The 17,919-nt window shown below is 45.1% G+C and carries 17 protein-coding genes; 8 read left to right on the top strand and 9 right to left on the bottom strand.

Features of this window, described 5'->3' with window-relative positions:
- The first annotated feature begins 338 nt into the window (after window positions 1-338).
- The gene (locus MHN02_RS04805; RefSeq protein ID WP_069943689.1) at window positions 339-1,307 is read left to right on the top strand and encodes an integron integrase; all 969 of its coding nucleotides are present in this window, start codon (window positions 339-341) and stop codon (window positions 1,305-1,307) included.
- Between the two features lie 81 nt (window positions 1,308-1,388).
- Here MHN02_RS04805 and fadA read toward each other — a convergent pair whose 3' ends face one another.
- Window positions 1,389-2,552 (bottom strand): acetyl-CoA C-acyltransferase FadA, encoded by a 1,164-nt coding sequence (gene fadA, locus MHN02_RS04810; RefSeq protein WP_014948145.1) that lies wholly within the window; start codon window positions 2,550-2,552, stop codon window positions 1,389-1,391.
- 18 nt (window positions 2,553-2,570) lie between these two features.
- Window positions 2,571-4,721 carry a fatty acid oxidation complex subunit alpha FadB gene (fadB, locus tag MHN02_RS04815; RefSeq protein ID WP_239244849.1) on the bottom strand — a complete coding sequence of 717 codons (2,151 nt, stop codon included), beginning with the start codon at window positions 4,719-4,721 and terminating at the stop codon, window positions 2,571-2,573.
- Between the two features lie 495 nt (window positions 4,722-5,216).
- On the opposite strand from fadB, the gene MHN02_RS04820 reads away from it, so the two are divergent.
- From MHN02_RS04820 to MHN02_RS04830, 3 genes are all read left to right on the top strand, one after another.
- Window positions 5,217-7,280 carry a transglycosylase SLT domain-containing protein gene (locus MHN02_RS04820; RefSeq protein ID WP_171337561.1) on the top strand — a complete coding sequence of 688 codons (2,064 nt, stop codon included), beginning with the start codon at window positions 5,217-5,219 and terminating at the stop codon, window positions 7,278-7,280.
- A gap of 167 nt (window positions 7,281-7,447) precedes the next feature.
- Window positions 7,448-8,779, top strand: coding sequence for a Xaa-Pro dipeptidase (gene pepQ / locus MHN02_RS04825; protein ID WP_239244851.1), 1,332 nt, complete (start codon window positions 7,448-7,450; stop codon window positions 8,777-8,779).
- Window positions 8,780-9,017: 238 nt separating this feature from the next.
- The gene (locus MHN02_RS04830) at window positions 9,018-9,734 is read left to right on the top strand and encodes a divalent cation transporter (protein WP_014948149.1); all 717 of its coding nucleotides are present in this window, start codon (window positions 9,018-9,020) and stop codon (window positions 9,732-9,734) included.
- 111 nt (window positions 9,735-9,845) lie between these two features.
- On the opposite strand, the gene ispB is transcribed toward MHN02_RS04830, so the two are convergent.
- Complete coding sequence (gene ispB, locus MHN02_RS04835; RefSeq protein ID WP_239244853.1) at window positions 9,846-10,820, bottom strand: octaprenyl diphosphate synthase; 975 nt, start codon at window positions 10,818-10,820, stop codon at window positions 9,846-9,848.
- 775 nt (window positions 10,821-11,595) lie between these two features.
- Between ispB and rplU the strand changes: the two genes are divergently transcribed.
- From rplU to cgtA, 3 genes are all read left to right on the top strand, one after another.
- Window positions 11,596-11,907 carry a 50S ribosomal protein L21 gene (gene rplU / locus MHN02_RS04840; RefSeq protein ID WP_012517169.1) on the top strand — a complete coding sequence of 104 codons (312 nt, stop codon included), beginning with the start codon at window positions 11,596-11,598 and terminating at the stop codon, window positions 11,905-11,907.
- 15 nt (window positions 11,908-11,922) lie between these two features.
- The gene (gene rpmA, locus MHN02_RS04845; protein ID WP_012517170.1) at window positions 11,923-12,180 is read left to right on the top strand and encodes a 50S ribosomal protein L27; all 258 of its coding nucleotides are present in this window, start codon (window positions 11,923-11,925) and stop codon (window positions 12,178-12,180) included.
- A 260-nt stretch (window positions 12,181-12,440) separates the two neighbouring features.
- Window positions 12,441-13,607 carry an Obg family GTPase CgtA gene (cgtA, locus tag MHN02_RS04850; protein WP_014948151.1) on the top strand — a complete coding sequence of 389 codons (1,167 nt, stop codon included), beginning with the start codon at window positions 12,441-12,443 and terminating at the stop codon, window positions 13,605-13,607.
- Window positions 13,608-13,779: 172 nt separating this feature from the next.
- Here the strand turns inward: cgtA and MHN02_RS04855 are convergent, their stop codons facing one another.
- The 4 genes from MHN02_RS04855 to MHN02_RS04870 all read right to left on the bottom strand — a co-directional run bounded on the left by MHN02_RS04855 (window position 13,780) and on the right by MHN02_RS04870 (window position 15,214).
- On the bottom strand, window positions 13,780-14,067 hold the full coding sequence (locus tag MHN02_RS04855; protein WP_272492284.1) for a S24/S26 family peptidase: 288 nt from the start codon (window positions 14,065-14,067) through the stop codon (window positions 13,780-13,782).
- Window positions 14,068-14,565 (bottom strand): superoxide dismutase, Ni, encoded by a 498-nt coding sequence (gene sodN / locus MHN02_RS04860; protein WP_239244856.1) that lies wholly within the window; start codon window positions 14,563-14,565, stop codon window positions 14,068-14,070.
- A 13-nt stretch (window positions 14,566-14,578) separates the two neighbouring features.
- Window positions 14,579-14,785, bottom strand: a complete 207-nt coding sequence (locus MHN02_RS04865; RefSeq protein WP_014978232.1) for a hypothetical protein — start codon at window positions 14,783-14,785, stop codon at window positions 14,579-14,581.
- Window positions 14,786-14,848: 63 nt separating this feature from the next.
- Complete coding sequence (locus MHN02_RS04870) at window positions 14,849-15,214, bottom strand: hypothetical protein (RefSeq protein WP_039224426.1); 366 nt, start codon at window positions 15,212-15,214, stop codon at window positions 14,849-14,851.
- 182 nt (window positions 15,215-15,396) lie between these two features.
- Between MHN02_RS04870 and folA the strand changes: the two genes are divergently transcribed.
- Complete coding sequence (gene folA, locus MHN02_RS04875) at window positions 15,397-15,894, top strand: type 3 dihydrofolate reductase (protein WP_239245119.1); 498 nt, start codon at window positions 15,397-15,399, stop codon at window positions 15,892-15,894.
- 114 nt (window positions 15,895-16,008) lie between these two features.
- Here the strand turns inward: folA and rpoS are convergent, their stop codons facing one another.
- Together rpoS and MHN02_RS04885 are read right to left on the bottom strand one after the other, a co-directional pair.
- Window positions 16,009-17,001, bottom strand: a complete 993-nt coding sequence (gene rpoS / locus MHN02_RS04880) for an RNA polymerase sigma factor RpoS (protein WP_014978235.1) — start codon at window positions 16,999-17,001, stop codon at window positions 16,009-16,011.
- 71 nt (window positions 17,002-17,072) lie between these two features.
- Window positions 17,073-17,912 carry a peptidoglycan DD-metalloendopeptidase family protein gene (locus MHN02_RS04885; protein ID WP_239244858.1) on the bottom strand — a complete coding sequence of 280 codons (840 nt, stop codon included), beginning with the start codon at window positions 17,910-17,912 and terminating at the stop codon, window positions 17,073-17,075.
- Window positions 17,913-17,919: the final 7 nt, after the last annotated feature.

A 17,919-nucleotide genomic window follows, 5' to 3' on the forward strand; every position in this document is an offset into this window, starting at 1 on the left:
ACTAAGAAGGCTATCTCTGGCAAAACTGCCGCCGCAACAACCATTGCGATACCGATAACTGCGCGTTGTAGATTAGTTAATTCATTCCATGATTTCATAATTTTTCCTTTTAGCACATAACAATTTAGTGTAAGGAAAAAATCCTTTATGCAAAGTGGATAGTTTCCATATATCACATTTATAGTTTTGCCACTTTCGCACGTAAATACACTTCCATCAATAACCTACACTTAGTATCTGAAAATACTGTACTTAAGTACGGAATCTTTCCTTTTTATTTTACGGACGAGTCAAAAACCGCAATTCTGTATTTATTTACAGTAATTAAAATCAAAAAAATGAAATCAATGTTCATGCAAATGGTGATTGAGCATATGCGCAACCGTCGCTATGCGAAGCGTTCGATTGAACTCTATAGTAAATGGATAATTAGCTTTATTCGCTTCAATAATAATAAGCACCCATCTGAAATGGGAGACAAAGAAGTTGAAGTGTTTCTGTCTCACCTAGTTAACGCTAAAAATGTGGCGCCGGCCACTCAGGCGAGTGCGTTAAATGCATTGGCGTTCTTATATCGCGATATATTAGAGCGCCCACTTTCATGCGAACTCAACTTTGTTTCAAGTCGTAGGCAAGCCAAGCTTCCAGTTGTATTAACGCAGGAAGAGGTCGTTTCTCTTTTTGAGCAAATTCCTGCCAACCTAAAGTTACCAATATCTTTATTGTACGGAAGTGGTTTGCGGTTAATGGAAGCGGTTAGGCTACGAGTTAAAGACATTGATTTTGACTACAACGCTATTCGCATTTGGGATGGGAAAGGCGGTAAACATCGCATTGTAACGTTGGCTGCGGAATTAAAACCGGGTCTTACACGGCAAATCGCTATGGTAGAAAACTTCTTGGCGGCTGATTTAGAAAATCCAAAATACGCAGGCGTTTATCTACCTCACCGATTACGTTTGAAATACAAAAACGCGCCCAGAGAGTTAGGCTGGCATTATTTATTTCCTTCTTCTCGATTATCTGTCGATCCTGAAAGCAAAAGAGTGCGACGACATCATATTGATGAATCGAGTATACAAAAAGCAATACGGAACACGGCAAAAACTTGTGACATTAAAAAGAAAGTTACGCCTCATACGCTGCGCCACTCTTTTGCAACGCATTTGCTGCAATCGGGCGCTGATATTAGAACGGTGCAAACACAGTTAGGTCATTCAGACGTAAAGACCACGCAAATTTATACTCACGTGCTTCAGCAAGGTGCGCAGGGGGTGATAAGTCCTTTATCTCGTATTTTGAAGTAATCTGAAAAGTAATTAGAATCAACAAAAAAGGGCCCGAAGGCCCTTTTCAATATTTAGCTTTAAAAGCGCTTATTTAAACGCTTATACACGCTCAAATACAGTAGCAATACCTTGGCCTAAACCAATACACATAGTCGCTAAGCCTAGGCTTACGTCTTGTGATTCCATTAGGTTGATAAGCGTACCCGAGATACGCGAACCAGAACAACCTAGTGGGTGACCAAGTGCAATCGCACCACCGTTAAGGTTAATCTTAGTATCTAGGTGGTCCATCCAACCAAGCTGCTTAATACAAGATAGCGCCTGTGCTGCGAACGCTTCGTTAAACTCAGCAAGTTCAATATCGTCCATAGTAAGGCCAGCGCGCTTAAGCGCTTTTTGTGTTGCTGGCACTGGGCCGTAACCCATAATTGCCGCATCACAACCCGCCACAGCCATCGAGCGAATTTTCGCACGAGGCGTTAGGCCAAGCTCTTTCGCACGGTCTGCTGACATAAGTAGCATACCTGATGCACCGTCAGACAGCGCAGAAGATGTACCCGCAGTAACAGTACCGTTTACTGGGTCGAACACTGGGCGAAGTGCCGCCATGCTCTCAGCAGTGCTCTCTGGGCGAACTACTTCATCGTAGTCAATTAGCTTTAATACGCCGTTTGCATCGTGACCTTCAACAGGCACAATCTCGTTAGCCCAACGGCCTTCAAGGTGTGCTTTGTGCGCTAGCTGGTGCGAACGCGCACCAAATGCGTCTTGTTGCTCACGAGTAATACCGTTTTGACGGCCAAGTAGCTCTGCTGTCATACCCATCATGCCCGACGCTTTCGCGGTGTACTTAGCAAGGCCAGGGTGGAAGTCGATGTTGTAGTTCATCGGTACGTGACCCATGTGCTCAACACCACCAATCATGTAAATGTCACCGCGGCCGCTCATGATGCCGCTTGTTGCATCGTGAAGGGCTTGCATTGATGAACCACATAAACGGTTTACCGTTACCGCGCCAGTTGTGCGTGGAATTTGTGTTAGTAGTTGCGCGTTACGTGCAACGTTGAAGCCTTGTTCTTTAGTTTGCTGAACACAGCCCCAAATGATGTCTTCAATTTCCGCTGGGTTTACGCCAGGGTTACGCTCTAGTAGCGCGGTCATTAGTGCTGCAGATAGGTCTTCTGCACGCACATTTCTGAAAACACCATTTTTTGAACGACCCATAGGGGTACGTACGCAATCGATTACGACCACTTCTTTCATTAGTTTTTCCTCCGGGTCTTATGCGAAATAGGATTTACCAGAAGCGGCCATTTCACGAACGCCATCTGAAATCTGATAAATTGGACCAAGTTCAGCGTACTTGTCTGCCATAGCAACAAAGTTCGCCAAGCCAATGGTTTCAATCCAACGGAAAATACCACCGCGGAATGGAGGGAAACCTAAGCCGTAAAGTAGCGCCATATCTGCTTCAGCTGCGCTATCTACAATTCCTTCTTCTAGGCAGCGAATTGCCTCGTTTGCCATAGGGATCATAAGGCGTGCAATAATGTCGTCAGCTTCAAAGTCTGTCTTCTCAGCTACGTGTGGCGCCATTAGTGCATATGCTTCTTCAGCAGGTGTTTTAGACGGCTTGCCGCGCTTATCAACACCGTAGTTGTAAAAACCTTTACCGTTCTTCTGACCTAAACGCTCTTCTTTGTAGAACAGTGTTACGGGGTCGTTGTCCAGACGAGCCATACGCTCTGGAATGCCCGCTGCCATTACGTCTGCTGCATGATCGCCCGTGTCGATACCTACAACGTCCATTAGGTAAGCAGGGCCCATAGGCCAGCCGAAGATTTTTTCCATTACTTTATCAACCGCTACAAAGTCAGCGCCGTCGATAAGCAGCTTACTGAAGCCCGCAAAGTATGGGAACAATACGCGGTTTACCAAGAACCCTGGGCAGTCGTTAACCACAATTGGGGTTTTGCCCATTTTAAGGGTAGCGGCTACTACTGCATTGATGGTTTCTTCAGAGGTTTTTTCGCCACGAATAATTTCAACAAGCGGCATGCGGTGCACTGGGTTAAAGAAGTGCATACCACAGAAGCGCTCTGGCTTGTCTAGGCTTTCAGCTAGCTGGTTGATAGAGATAGTAGAAGTGTTTGAACAAATGATAGCGTCGTCCGCTACGTTGTCTTCTACCTCTTTAAGCACAATACCTTTTACCTTCGGGTTTTCTACAACCGCTTCAATAACAAGGTCAGCATCTTTAAGCGTGCTGTACTCAAGGGTAGGCGTGATAGCGTTAAGTGTTTGCGCCATTTTAGTCGCGTCTACTTTACCGCGCTGCATGCCTTTACCAAGAATTTTCGCTGCTTCAGAAAGGCCAAGGTCTAGTGCACCTTGATTAATGTCTTTCATGATAACTGGCGTGCCTTTCACAGCGCTTTGGTATGCGATACCGCCGCCCATGATGCCTGCGCCTAGCACAGCGTTAAGCTTAGATTGCTTAGTCGCTGCTTTCGCTTGCTTTTTACCTTTGCTTTTAACTAGCTGGTCGGCTAGGAAAATACCAATTTGCGCTTTCGCAGCGTCTGTTTTCGCTAACGCTACAAAGCCTTCATTTTCAAGCTTAAGTGCACCTTCACGGTCTAGGCCCGCTGCTTTTTGAACAGTCTCAACCATTTTGTGCGGTGCTGGGTAGTGTTTGCCAGCTTGCGCAAATACCATAGCTTGAGCAGTACTGAAGCTCATCATGGCTTCGTTTTTGTTTAGCTGTAGTGGGGCTTTCTTAACCGCACGACGCGCTTGCCAGTCAAATTTACCGTCAGCGGCGTCTTTCACCATTGAAAGCGCACCTTCAACAAGTGCTTCTGGTGCAACAACGGCATCAACTGCGCCTTCAGCAAGGGCTTTCGCGCCTTTTCTGTCGCGGCCAGTGGTCATCCACTCAAGGGCGTTGTCTGAACCAATAAGGCGAGGTAGACGAACCGTACCACCAAAACCAGGCATTAGGCCTAGTTTAACTTCTGGCAAACCAATTGAAGCAGTAGTGTCTGCAATACGCATGTCACACGCCAATGCCATTTCACAGCCGCCACCTAGAGCGAAGCCGTTAACTGCAGCGATGGTAGGGAAAGGTAGGTCTTCGAAGCGGTCGAATACTTGTGATGTATTGGCAACCCACTGTAGTACTTCTGCATCGTCCATGGCGAATAGACCAGTGAACTCGGTGATATCAGCACCTACGATAAAGGCAGGTTTTGCGCTGCGTACTACTAAGCCTTTAACATCGCCTTTAGCAAGTAGGGCTTGAGTTGCTTCGTCAAGTTCACTCACCGTTTGGCGGTCGAACTTGTTTACTGAACCTTGGGCGTCGAATACCAGCTCAGCAAAGCCGTCTTCTAACAGGCTGACGGAAAGACTTTTGCCTGTGTATATCATTATCATCTCCTTCGGCATTGGCCAGGATGTTAGTGAAGTAATCCAACTAATTTGTAGGGTCGTATGCATTCACTAACGCGTTAGGGTGGCTAGATTCTTTACAAAGCCACACAAAATTTCAACAAAAAATCAAACAAGCGTTTCAATTTGTCTAAGGTAGTGGTCGGATGACTTAAATTCAAGTGTAAATATCGAATTCAAGCTTCATTTCGCCATTGGTGGTTGTATAATGAGCGTTATTGACGCAAAGCGCCAATCCAGCAAAAGAATAATCTACAATCATGTCAACTATGTGTGTAAAGCATAGCTAACGACAGCTGGCACAACATCTTCTTTGGCAAGGAGCCAGGCTGAAATTTTCCCTTCGTTTATCAAACGAACGTAGTGGATCAGTCGCAATGCTGCTTTTTCAGCAACATTTTACAATCAGCTCGATTCGGCAAATTTGCCAGCGCTCATAAGCGTTCGAGTGTAGAGCAGGGTAGGAGTTCTATTGTGTCTGGTTTTTATTTTAGTTCGTGGTTAGGTCAGCGCTCGCTGACAAAAAACAATAAATTGTTCGCCACCGTTGTGGGGGCATTTGTTTGCTCGCTCTCTTCATTTTTCTCTATCGGCGCATGGGCTACACAGCCTTTAACACTACCCGAAGATATTTTCGAAAAGGATCGCGCTCGTTATCTAGAAGTTGAAAAAAAGCTGTTAACGTATTCGAAGCGAAGCGTTCAGCGCCTCGATAACGACATTTATGAACTGGCGCATTATCCGCTTTATCCTTATCTACTTAGACTCAAGCTAGAGCGCACGATGTCAATAAGAACAAAGCGCGAGGTTAAGCAGTTTCTGGAAGATTTCAATGGTCAGCCGGTAAGCTACGGTGTGCGTTATAAATGGCTTAATTACCTTGCTAAGAACGATTATCGCAGCACTTTTTTAGACAATTATCGCCCAGGTATGGGCGCAAGGCTAACCTGTATTGCGCTTAATTACCGTTTAAAAGAAGGTGAAAGCGAACAAGCTATTTTGTCCGAAGTCGACGCTTTATGGCTTCACGGGCAGTCGCAACCGGATGAATGCGATCCGCTTTTTGCTAAGTGGAAAAAAGCGGGCATGATGACACCCGAAATGGTGATCAAGCGCATAGAGATTGCCGCGAAAGAAGATAACCGAAGCATTATCTCTTATCTTAAGCGCCAACTTCCCGGTGATAAGCAATACCTGGCTGACGCGTGGCTATCGGTAACCCGAGACACCGGCCGAGTAAATAGAACGGCGCTCTTTCCACTAAAAAATGCATCGCATGAAGCTGAGGTAATTGTATGGGCGGTCGAGAAACTTGCTTGGCGAAACCCTGACTTAGCCGGCACGGTATTTAACCGCTACAACGACAAAAACGTGTTCTCGCCAGCGCAGCAGCACGTTATGCGAAGAGCAATAGCGCTTAGCTACACGCTAGACCGCCTTCCTCAAGCGCATCATTGGCTTGAACTTGCTGATGTGCAGGGTGCCAGTGAAGATGTAAAGCTTTGGCATATTTCCCATTTGCTTCGCACGAAAAAGTGGCGGGAAGTGGTTAATGTTATTGATAGCGCTCCTGCCAGTTTGCAGCAAGAAGAAAACTATCGCTATTGGAAAGCTCGTGCTTTAGAAGCGCTTGGTCAAACTATGCAGGCTACGGTGCTTTATAAAGAGCTTTCTCAAGAACGCCATTATTATGGCTTTATGGCAAGTGCGCACATAGGCGAAATTCCGTCGCTCGCACACACGCCAGCGCCAAGAGACACGGCAGCTATTGCCAGTGTGGCGAAAACTCCTGCTACTATGCGCTCTGTTGAATTTTTCAGGTTAGACAGAACCACAGAAGCGCGCCGTGAGTGGTTCTATTTACTGTCGCATTTACCCGAATCGAAAGTGACCGATGCGGGCATTTTGGCGTACGAGTGGGGCTTGTACGATCAAGCTATTACCAGTTTTGCGCGAAGTGGCTATTGGGATGATGTCGAGCGCCGATTCCCACTGGCCTTCAATGATGTATTCAGCGAAAAGTCGCAGGCATACAGCATTTCAAAGTCGCTGGCTATGGCTATTGCACGCCGCGAAAGTTCGTTTAGAAGCGATGCTATCTCTTCGGTGGGAGCGGCAGGACTCATGCAGCTTATGCCGGGAACAGCGCGTTATGTAGCAAAAGAGAAAGTAAGTCGTAACACACTTTTTCAGGTAGACGATAACGTTGAATACGGCGTGCAGTACCTGCGTTATTTAATGGACAAGTTAAACAATAACCCTGTGCTGGTGTCCGCATCTTATAACGCTGGTTGGCGCAAAGTGTTGGAATGGTTACCTGCTAATGAAGCGCTGCCCGTGGATATTTGGATTGAGAATATTCCTTACAAAGAAACCCGTGCTTACGTGAAGGCGGTGATGGCGTATCAGCATATTTACGACCAGCAGCTAGGTGGAAACGAGAATATCTTCCCTCAACTTACCCGCGATATGATCCCATCGGCAGATGCAGTAAGTACACATCCGGTAACAGGTACACTGCAACTAGCACCGCGATAGCTATCAAAGGTTAGGCGTATACAGGTACGCCTTTCATTACGTTATTATTTTACCAGTATGGGAAACTTAACGTATACAACAGCACAGCGGTCTGAGCCAGTATGCATGTCATGCTGGCCTCGTGATACACTAGTAGCTAACTAACGACTAAAAAGATAAGAGGGGCTATGTCGCAACATAAAGCAACCTACCAACAGCATATCGAAGAGCTTCAAGCTAGAACTCGCGAAGCACTACAGCGAGAAGGGCTAGACGGACTAGTTATTCACTCAGGGCAGGGCAAACGTCTTTTCTTGGACGATAATCACTACCCATTTAAGGTAAACCCGCAGTTCAAAGCATGGGTGCCTGTTATTGATAACCCTAACTGTTGGCTGGTGGTAAACGGTGTAGACAAGCCTACGCTTATTTTCTATCGCCCTGAAGATTTCTGGCACAAAGTGCCACCAGAGCCAAATGACTTTTGGACTGACAGCTTCGACATTAAACTACTTCAACAGGCCGATGCGGTAGAGAAATTTCTGCCTTACGATAAAAGCCGTTTTGCCTATGTAGGCGAATATATTGAAGTGGCAAAAGCGTTGGGTTTTGACAATGTAAATCCAGACCGCGTGTTGCATTATTTGCATTATCAACGTGCTTATAAAACCGACTATGAACTTGACTGCATGCGTGAAGCTAACAAGCTGGCGGTGGCAGGTCATAAGGCCGCTGAGCAAGCCTTCCGTGAAGGCAAAAACGAGTTTGATATCAATCTTGCCTATGCTGCAGCAAGTCGACAAGGTGACAACGACGTACCATATACCAGTATTGTGGCACTTAACGAGCATGCTTCAATTCTGCATTACATGCAGTGTGATACCGTAGCGCCAAAAGAATCGCGTTCTTTTCTGATTGATGCGGGTGCGAATTATCATGGCTATGCGGCAGATATTACACGTACTTACGCTCAAGAAGATGTTCATAATTCAGCGATGTTCCGCGACCTCATTCAAGCGGTAGATAAGGTAACGCTGACCTTAGTCGATTCGTTAAAGCCGGGTGTCGCTTACACAGACATTCACTTGTTAGCCCACGATGGTATTGCGCAAATTCTTCACGATACCGGCATGGTGAACCTAACGCCGCCAGAAATCGTGGATATGGGGATTACACGCACGTTCTTCCCACATGGCATTGGCCATTTCTTGGGGCTGCAGGTACACGATGTGGGCGGATTGGTTAATGATGACAGAGGCACGCCTAAGCCTGCTCCTGATGATCACCCGTTCTTACGCTGCACGCGTATGGTAGAAGCCCGTCAGGTGTTCACTATTGAGCCGGGCCTGTACTTCATCGATAGTCTACTGCGCGACCTTAAAGCGACGCCTGCGTCTAAGTACATTAACTGGGATACCATTGATGCATACAAACCTTTTGGTGGCATTCGCATTGAAGACAACATTATTGTGCATCGCGATAAGAACGAGAACATGACCCGAGATTTGGACTTAAATTAATCGACTTTTTGTGTATAGCCAACAAAACCCATCGTAATAAATGCAAAGAGCAGCCTTAAGCTGCTCTTTTTCATTACGCGCTTTTAAAATGTACGTTCTCTTTGTTGTGTCACCTTGATGTAGAACCACTATACCTGCGGTAACACGCCGCGATTACGAACATTTTAACTCTCGCTGAGTGGGTAATTATCTATGCTCAATAGGAAGATGTACAAGCAATGATTAGAAAGGAGTCGTTATGCCACAAGGCGATATTGTAGGTTTATTAATAATGGCAACGGTGGCGGGTCTTGCTATGCCCGCAGGCGCTATTTTAGCGACTTATCAAGGCATTCAGCCTAAGTGGCTAGAAAAAGAGTTACGCCATGGCATTTTAGCGTTAGGAGCAGGAGCGCTAATTTCGGCGGTGGGACTTGTGCTCGTACCTGAAGGCATAAAAGACGTATCGGTATTTGCTGCCATAATGTGCTTCGTTGGCGGTGCCTTAGCTTTCATGGCCCTTGATATTTATCTAGCGAAAAAGAAAACCGCAGGCAGCCAGTTAGCTGCCATGCTCAGTGATTTTGTGCCTGAGTCTATCGCACTTGGTACTACGGCAGCGTTAGGCGGAGGTACCATGTTATTAGGCCTACTGATTGCAGTTCAAAACTTACCAGAAGGGTTTAATGCGTATAGGGAAATGTTGCCAAAGAACAAGCAGCGCAGTACCAAACTCATTATTATCTTTGTATTAATGGCGCTACTTGGCCCCTTGTTTAGCTTGTTAGGCTTTTATTATCTAGCGCAGTTCCCCGTTGTAATGAGCGGTATAATGCTGTTTGCCGCAGGTGGAATACTTTATTCGGTGTTTCAGGATATTGCACCGCAAATTCGTATGGAAAACCATTGGCTTCCTCCGCTTGGCGGTATTCTTGGTTTTTTAGTGGGGATGATAGGTTTCATGCTCGAAGGCTAGCTTTTTAATAATTAGCTAGTTTTCGTAATTGGTAATTGCCAATAAAAAAAGCGTGTTGCTTACAACACACCTTTTCATATCACTTATCGACAATTAGTTATCTATTGCTAGTTAGCTTGTACGCTCAATTGAAATATGTGCCAGCGCGATTAACGCCTCTTTATATTCAGAATCTTCAATAGCGTTTAAGCTGTTAATGGCCATTTGTACTTCTTTTTGCGCACATTCACGTGTGTAGTCCAAAGCACCGGTTTCTTCCATAATGCCTTGAATCCGCGTCAAGTGTGCTAGGCCATTGCTTTGTTCAATAGCTTCTTGAATAAGCGTTTTGTCGTCGTCATTTCTTGCGTGCCACATAGCGTAAAGTAATGGCAGAGTTGGCTTACCTTCAGCTAAGTCGTCGCCCGCATTCTTGCCCATTTCTTCACTGTCAGCCATGTAGTCAAGTATATCGTCAGCTAGCTGAAAGGCTGTGCCTAGGTGCTTGCCGTATTCTTGCATAGCGTGTTCAATGTGCTCATTTTGGTCGGTCAGCACAGCCGCTAACTGCGTAGCAGCTTCAAACAAACGCGCCGTTTTACCGTAAATAACATCAAAGTAACGTGCTTCTGTAGTGCTGGGATCGTTACAGTTCATCAGCTGTAACACTTCACCTTCAGCAATTTGGTTTGTGGCTTCAGACAGTATCTCCATAACGCGCATGCGTTTAAGGCTCACCATCATTTGGAAAGAACGGGTGTAAAGAAAGTCACCCACTAATACTGATGCCTGATTGCCAAAAATGGCATTGGCCGTTTCCCGCCCTCTGCGCATGGTCGATTCGTCAACCACATCGTCGTGCAATAGGGTAGCGGTATGAATAAATTCAACAATCGCCGCAAGGGTATGGTGATCGTTGTTGTCTATTCCCATAGCCCGCGCACTTAACACGGTAAGAAGTGGGCGTAATCGTTTGCCGCCACTGTTTACAATGTAAAAACCAAGCTGATTAATTAGGGCAACATCAGAGTCGACTTGTTGTTGAATCAGCTGGTTGACCGCCTGCATATCATCATTAGACAGGGCGCGGATTTGATCTATATCCATAGGCATGGCAATAAATACTTACTCTTACGTCTTGGGCAATTATTGGTGGCGATTGTACCTTAATCATCTGTACTATCCACCAAATTGTCTTAAAAAATGACGGCTTAACGCATTTACGTGTAATTCCTCAAACACGGTTAAACCAGATGTGAAAAAGGTGGGGCTGCGTTCTTCATATAAATTCTGTTCTGTGTTTAGCGGTTTGCCGCACGTACGCCCCCTTAATCATGCGATCACATGCAATTATAGGTGCTCTCGATAATTTTTCCTGTTAAGTCGCTATTTTTTGACGTTTGTATGAAGAAAACGAAGTGTTTAAGAGCAACTTTGTTTCTCAATTAGGGGAGTAGCATTGCCCCAAATCACAGATACAAAGTGGGGAAGTAGTAATCGTAAAAACGATCCTATTCGTGGGATCCAACAGCTCGATCGCGGTCTGATCGCAATGCATATTTGAGGATCGTTTGCCGATCTCGCTCGCGTGATCTTGCGCTGTTTGGATCGCATTTCTATGTAATTTAACCTATCAATATTTCCATTTTGATTTAATACGACCTAAAAATTTTTACTGTTTTTTCAAAAAAATTTGTGAATTTTTAACGGTTTTTGGGCATTTGAAGCTGCATCAAATACCCAATTGGGGCATAATTCGCCCCATGTTGGAAAAATAATCTATTTTTCTGCGAATCGGGGTTGTGATTTACGGATGTTTCACGTACAATTCGCGCCCTGTTTTTTGAATTGAAGCGTCAGTGGACGCAGAGCGGAGTTAACTATGTACGCGGTTTTCCAAAGTGGCGGTAAACAACACCGTGTGGCCGAAGGCCAAACCGTTCGTCTTGAAAAAATCGAAGTAGCCCCAGGCGAAACGGTTGAATTTGACAAAGTTTTAATGGTAAGCAACGGTGACGACGTAAAAATCGGCACACCAATCGTTGCTGGTGGTAAGGTGACTGCTGAGGTTGTTACACACGGTCGTGGCGATAAAGTAAAAATCGTTAAGTTCCGTCGTCGTAAGCACTCTCGTAAGCAAGCGGGTCACCGTCAGTGGTTCACAGAAGTGAAAATCACTGGTATCAACGCATAATAGGAGCACGAACACATGGCACACAAAAAAGCTGGTGGTAGTACCAAAAACGGTCGTGATTCAGAAAGTAAACGCCTAGGTGTTAAGCGCTTTGGTGGTGAATCTGTTCTTGCTGGTAACATCATTGTTCGTCAACGTGGTACTCGTTTCCACGCTGGTGACAACATGGGTATCGGTAAAGACCACACGTTGTTTGCACTAAAAGACGGTAAAGTTCAGTTCGACGTTAAAGGACCGAAGAACCGTAAATTTGTAAGCATCGTAGCTGAGTAAGCGCGTAAGCTTCTCGCCGAACAGGCTTAGAAAAACCCCGCGCTTGCGGGGTTTTTTGTTTTGTGAAACCTTTCTTTCTTTTTCTGTTCTTAATTAATAGCGATTATATTCTGAAAATGAATTAGCGCTGAGCAAGGTTTTACTTCTCAATTTTTTAGAATGCTGAGTAGACTCAAAAGCGCCGATGCGCAATTTGGTGTAAACTTAGTATTCGCATTAAATAAGTTAATAACCCACGGCATTACAGCCCGGAGTGATAAATGAAATTTGTAGATGAAGCTGAAATTCGCGTTGAAGCCGGTGACGGCGGCAACGGTACAATTGGCTTTAGAAGGGAAAAATACGTACCTAAAGGTGGCCCAGACGGTGGCGACGGTGGTGACGGCGGCAGTGTATTTTTACAGGCCGATGAAAACCTAAATACATTGATCGATTATCGCTTTGAGCGCTTTCACCGTGCTGAGCGTGGCCAAAATGGTCAAGGCGGCAACTGTATTGGTAAGAAAGGTAAAGACCTCACCGTAATGGTGCCTGTTGGCACGCGTGCTACTGATAGTGATACTGGCGAAGTATTAGGTGACCTGACTCGTCATGGTCAAAAGCTTAAAGTGGCACAAGGTGGTTTTCACGGTTTAGGTAATGCCCGCTTTAAAAGCAGTACGAACCGTGCCCCACGTCAAAAGACCAATGGTACACCAGGTGAAATTCGTAACCTTAAGCTAGAGCTTATGCTTCTAGCCGATGTTGGCTTACTTGGTATGCCTAACGCAGGTAAATCAACCTTTATCCGCTCTGTATCAGCAGCTAAGCCTAAAGTGGCTGATTATCCGTTTACTACCCTTGTGCCTAACTTAGGGGTGGTTCGTCAAGATTCACAGCGAAGCTTCGTTGTTGCGGATATTCCTGGTTTGATAGAAGGTGCTGCCGATGGTGCTGGCCTAGGTATACGCTTCTTAAAACACTTAGAGCGCTGTCGTATCTTGCTTCACGTGGTAGATATTTTCCCTGTTGATGAAACGGATCCTGCCGAGCACGCAAAAGCGATCATTGAAGAGCTTGAAAAATACAGCCCTAAATTGGCAGAAAAGCCCCGTTGGTTAGTATTTAATAAAGTCGATTTACTACTTGAAGAAGAAGCTGAAGAACGCTGTCAGCACGTGATCGATGCGTTGGGTTGGGAAGGCCCAGTTTATCAAATCTCTGCGTTCCAAAAGATGAACCTAGATCCTTTGTGTAACGACATTATGGACTTCATTGAAACTCTTCCAGCTGAACTGGAAGAGGAAGAAGAGAAGAAAGAAGTAGAATTCAAGTGGGACACTTACCACAAGAATACACTTGAAGCTCATGATGAGTTTGAAGATGACCTAGATGACGACGACTGGGACGAAGACGATTACGACGTGGAAGTTGAGTATCGTCGCTGAGAAACAGTCGTTGAGAAACAATCGCTGAGTGACAGTCAATTGCGAAGCAATTACTGATAACCAGTGCTCTAAAGCAAATTAGAACAACAAAAAGCTCGCATCGTTGCAAAGACAACGTGCGAGCTTTTTTGTAAGTAACGCGGTTAGGCTAATGCACCCTCATCGTGCTGGCTTACTCATTGGTATGATAGATAACCTTTCCCAGCAATTGAGCGCGAGTAAACTTACCCATGGCCTCTTGGCTTACAGAGTGGGCCTTGTTATCGCCCGTTAAGGTAAACGTTCCGTCGGTGTTAACATGGTCTACCCTTTTGATAATTACGCCGTAAGTGCTGCTTTTAACAACCACGATTTGCCCGCTACGCAGCCACCTAAAAGGCCATCTCATTGCACAGACAAAATCACCGTCGTTAAGAGAAGGCAACATGCTGCTCCCCGTAACCCGCATAATTTTAAACATTTAGAGGTCGGGATAAACCACTTCTTCAGAAGGTGGATAGGAGCACGTTGCTTTTTTGGTTGCGACATCCTTGGTTGCCCAGAAACGCTCGGCAAATTCATTCACTAACGAAAGCAGCTCTTCAGCTTTTTCTCTGCTGACGTGTTGCTTACACCCAGAACCGGCCAGCATGATTTTATGTGCAAGCTCGTTAGTGTCTGGAAACTTCTCAAACTGAGGGGCTTTAAAGTAATCGCCCCATATTACCCTGACTTCTTGCTTTACTTTCTCTGCATGGGTTTCCTTTTCTGCTACTAGGCGGCTCATTTGCGCCTGATCTGCGAACGTAAGTGTCTCTTTTTCGGCCAGTTCGTTAAGTAGGTCTACGAAGCGAATAACACTCAACGCAGCCAACTGCGCCGAAAACGGATCGTAAATTTTGCAAGGAATGTCGCAATGTGCGCTAACCGCAGGGAAGGGGCTAACGGCATGAAGTTTTGAGAGTAATTGATGAATCATAATTTGTACCCCCTTACTTTGCTGAGCGCTTTTTAGCGTTGAAGTATTTGTAAGCCGCAAAGCCACACGCAGCTGCACAGCCTACAAGAGACGCGTAAAACAGAGCATGCATAACACCGCTAGTCCAGTGTTCATGATCGTGTCCTGCATGAGCGAATGCGCCCGAACTAAATACAGCGGCGTATAGCATTAGAGCAGAGCGTTTAAGGTTAACTTTCATGAATTCTCCTAAAGCGTTAGTAAAAGTAAGGTGAAGTAGTTAGGCGCATAAGTATCGGTGCAACTACACGGCGAAGCGCAGTGGTACATTGCTGTTCACGATGTTGTTCGAGGCGCTGATGACAGTATGAGCTCTGTCGACAATGGCGTTTCGGTGGTGAGGCAGTTTCAGATGAAAGTATGTCTCTTCAAGCAAGCTTGTTAAGCCCATAATCTTAGCTGTCATTGCGCTGTTCTCACCGCCGTCTACCTCAAGCAGAATAACGGCGATATCAAACGCACAGCCAAGGTATGGAATTGCTTCACTGAACTGACCGCTTTGCATAAGCATTGTGCCTTGCATTTCATCGCGCGCCATTACGTGTAGGGCCTGTTCTGGGTTGTTGTAAACCCAATCTGCGTGTTTAGGGCATAGATAGTTTATTTGCATTGTCGCGACCTCCTGTATACACACTAGAACAGTTAAAATAATAATGCAAATGATAACTGTTTCTATTTGTTGGGTGTTAAAGCTATACCCTTTGAGCCAATACACATTTGGTCTCTGATATTGATATACTGCCGCGGTTCAACAATAAAAACGGCTTTATAGGTAATGAAATGAAGATAGCGATGATTGCTGCTATGGCGAAAAACAGAATTATAGGCGCAGATAATGATATGCCGTGGCACTTACCGGCTGATTTAAAACACTTTAAAGCGATCACCTTAGGCAAAGCCGTCATAATGGGCCGCAAAACCTATGAGTCAATCGGAAGGGCATTACCTGGCAGGCCAAACATTGTTATAACGAGTAATACTGACTACAGCTTATCTGACGCGACGGTAGTAGATTCACCAGAGTCAGCGATTGAGGTAGCCAAAGCGCTAAGCGCAGAGAACAGCGACAACGATGAAATAATGATTATCGGTGGCGGTACTATTTACCAAACGTTCTTAGATAGCGCTGACACTTTGTATCTCACACATATTGATTTGACTGTTGACGGAGATACACAGTTCCCAGACTATGAGGCGACAGCAAGTTGGACGGAAGTATCACGTGATGAACATGACGCCGATGAGAAAAATCCTCACCCTTACACATTCGTTACTCTCGTTCGAAACTAACGGAGAGATTGGAACTAGGTCCAATTTAAAATAAAAAAAATGCCAGTGTTGTGAAACTCATAAATTGAGAGCTTCACAACACTGGCATTTTTATTTTTGCGTTGCGCGCAGATGCTACTTCATTTGGTCGAACAGGTTCTCTAATGAAAGACCCTGATGACCCAACATATCGCGAAGACGGCGAAGTGCTTCTACTTGAATTTGACGAACACGTTCACGTGTTAAGCCAATTTCGGCACCTACATCCTCAAGTGTTGAAGGTTCATATCCCATAAGACCGAAACGACGAGCAAGTACTTCGCGTTGCTTAGGGTTTAGTTCTTCAAGCCAGGTTACAATATTACTTTTGATATCTGAGTCTTGTAAGCTCTCTTCAGGGCTAAACTCTTTCTCGTCAGCAATAATGTCGAGGAGTGCTTTATCATTTTCTCCACCAATAGGTGTATCGACAGAGGTAATGCGCTCGTTTAAACGCAACATCTTAGTGACATCTTCCACAGGCTTATCAAGCGCTAGTGCAATTTCTTCTGCAGTTGGCTCATGATCAAGCTTTTGTGAAAGTTCACGAGAAGCACGTAAATAAACGTTTAGTTCTTTCACTACATGAATAGGCAAACGAATGGTGCGCGTTTGGTTCATGATAGCGCGTTCGATGGTTTGGCGTATCCACCATGTGGCGTATGTTGAAAAGCGGAATCCACGTTCAGGATCAAACTTCTCTACGGCACGAATTAGTCCTAAATTGCCTTCTTCGATTAAATCTAGAAGTGCCAACCCACGATTGTTATAACGGCGAGCAATCTTAACAACAAGGCGAAGGTTGCTTACAATCATACGTTTACGAGAGGCTTCGCAGCCTTTCAGTGAGCGGCGCGCAAAATAAACTTCTTCTTCTGCGGTTAGCAGTGGTGAAAAACCAATCTCTCCTAGATAAAGCTGTGTGGCATCCAGGTTTTTAGGTTGGTCATCCTGACTGAAAATGGCGTCGTCATTTTCTAGTTCAGCGTCGTTAACTAAGGTTTCGTCAGCTTTCATATCAGCTGGCATATCGATGACTTCTAAGTCATCTTGCGGTTTTGATTCCAAGGCTTTATTTGACTTACCCATCATGAATCTCCTGCTACAAGGTTTACCTTATGACGTATCTCCTTTGTCTTTTTTATTGTTATTTATTTTTATTATTTTAATGCTGGCAGGTATTTCATAGGGTCTAATGATTTCCCTCTATACCTAACTTCAAAGTGAAGTTTTACCGAATTTGTTCCGCTGTCACCCATGGTTGCAATTTGCTGCCCTGCCGACACCCATTCTCGTTCTTTAACTAAAATGGCATCGTTGTAGGCATAGGCACTTAAAAAGGTATCTGTATGCTTAATGATAACCAGATTACCGTAACCTCTTAGTGCGCTACCTGAGTAAACAACTTTTCCATCTGCTGCCGCTACGACTTTACTGCCTTTAGCACCAGCGATATCAATACCTTTGTTGCCTGACTCTGACTTACTGAAGGTTTCAACTACCTTACCTTCTGCAGGCCACATCCACTCTTGTACTTTGTCTGGGAAACTCGTCGGTGTTTGTTTTTTGACGCTTTGTGACGGCTTCTTGACTTTTGAAATATTTTGTGTTTTAACAAAATCTTCACGTTCAACATACGCTTGTGGTTGTGGACGGTCAACCAAACTTTGGTCTACACTTGTTGTGGTCGGATGTGTTGACCGTATAGTCTGAGCTTTAGGTTTCTCGGGGGCGCTAACTACTTTGGCTGGTGGTGTGATTTTTAAAACTTGACCAGGAAAAATGGTGTAAGGGACTGATAATTGGTTGTATTTTGCTAAGTCGCGATAATCATTTCCCGTGTACCATGCCACCGCATAGAGGGTGTCTCCCCGTTGAACTTTATAGGTTTTTTTTGTGTATTCTTCGCTTCCATCTGAAACTTGGCTATTTAATAAAACGACGGGAGCGGGTGCACTTCTTCCTGCACAGCCCCCGATGAGTACACAAATATATAACAAAATTCCT

The organism is Alteromonas sp. CNT1-28, assembly GCF_022348345.1.
Lineage (GTDB): Bacteria > Pseudomonadota > Gammaproteobacteria > Enterobacterales > Alteromonadaceae > Alteromonas > Alteromonas macleodii.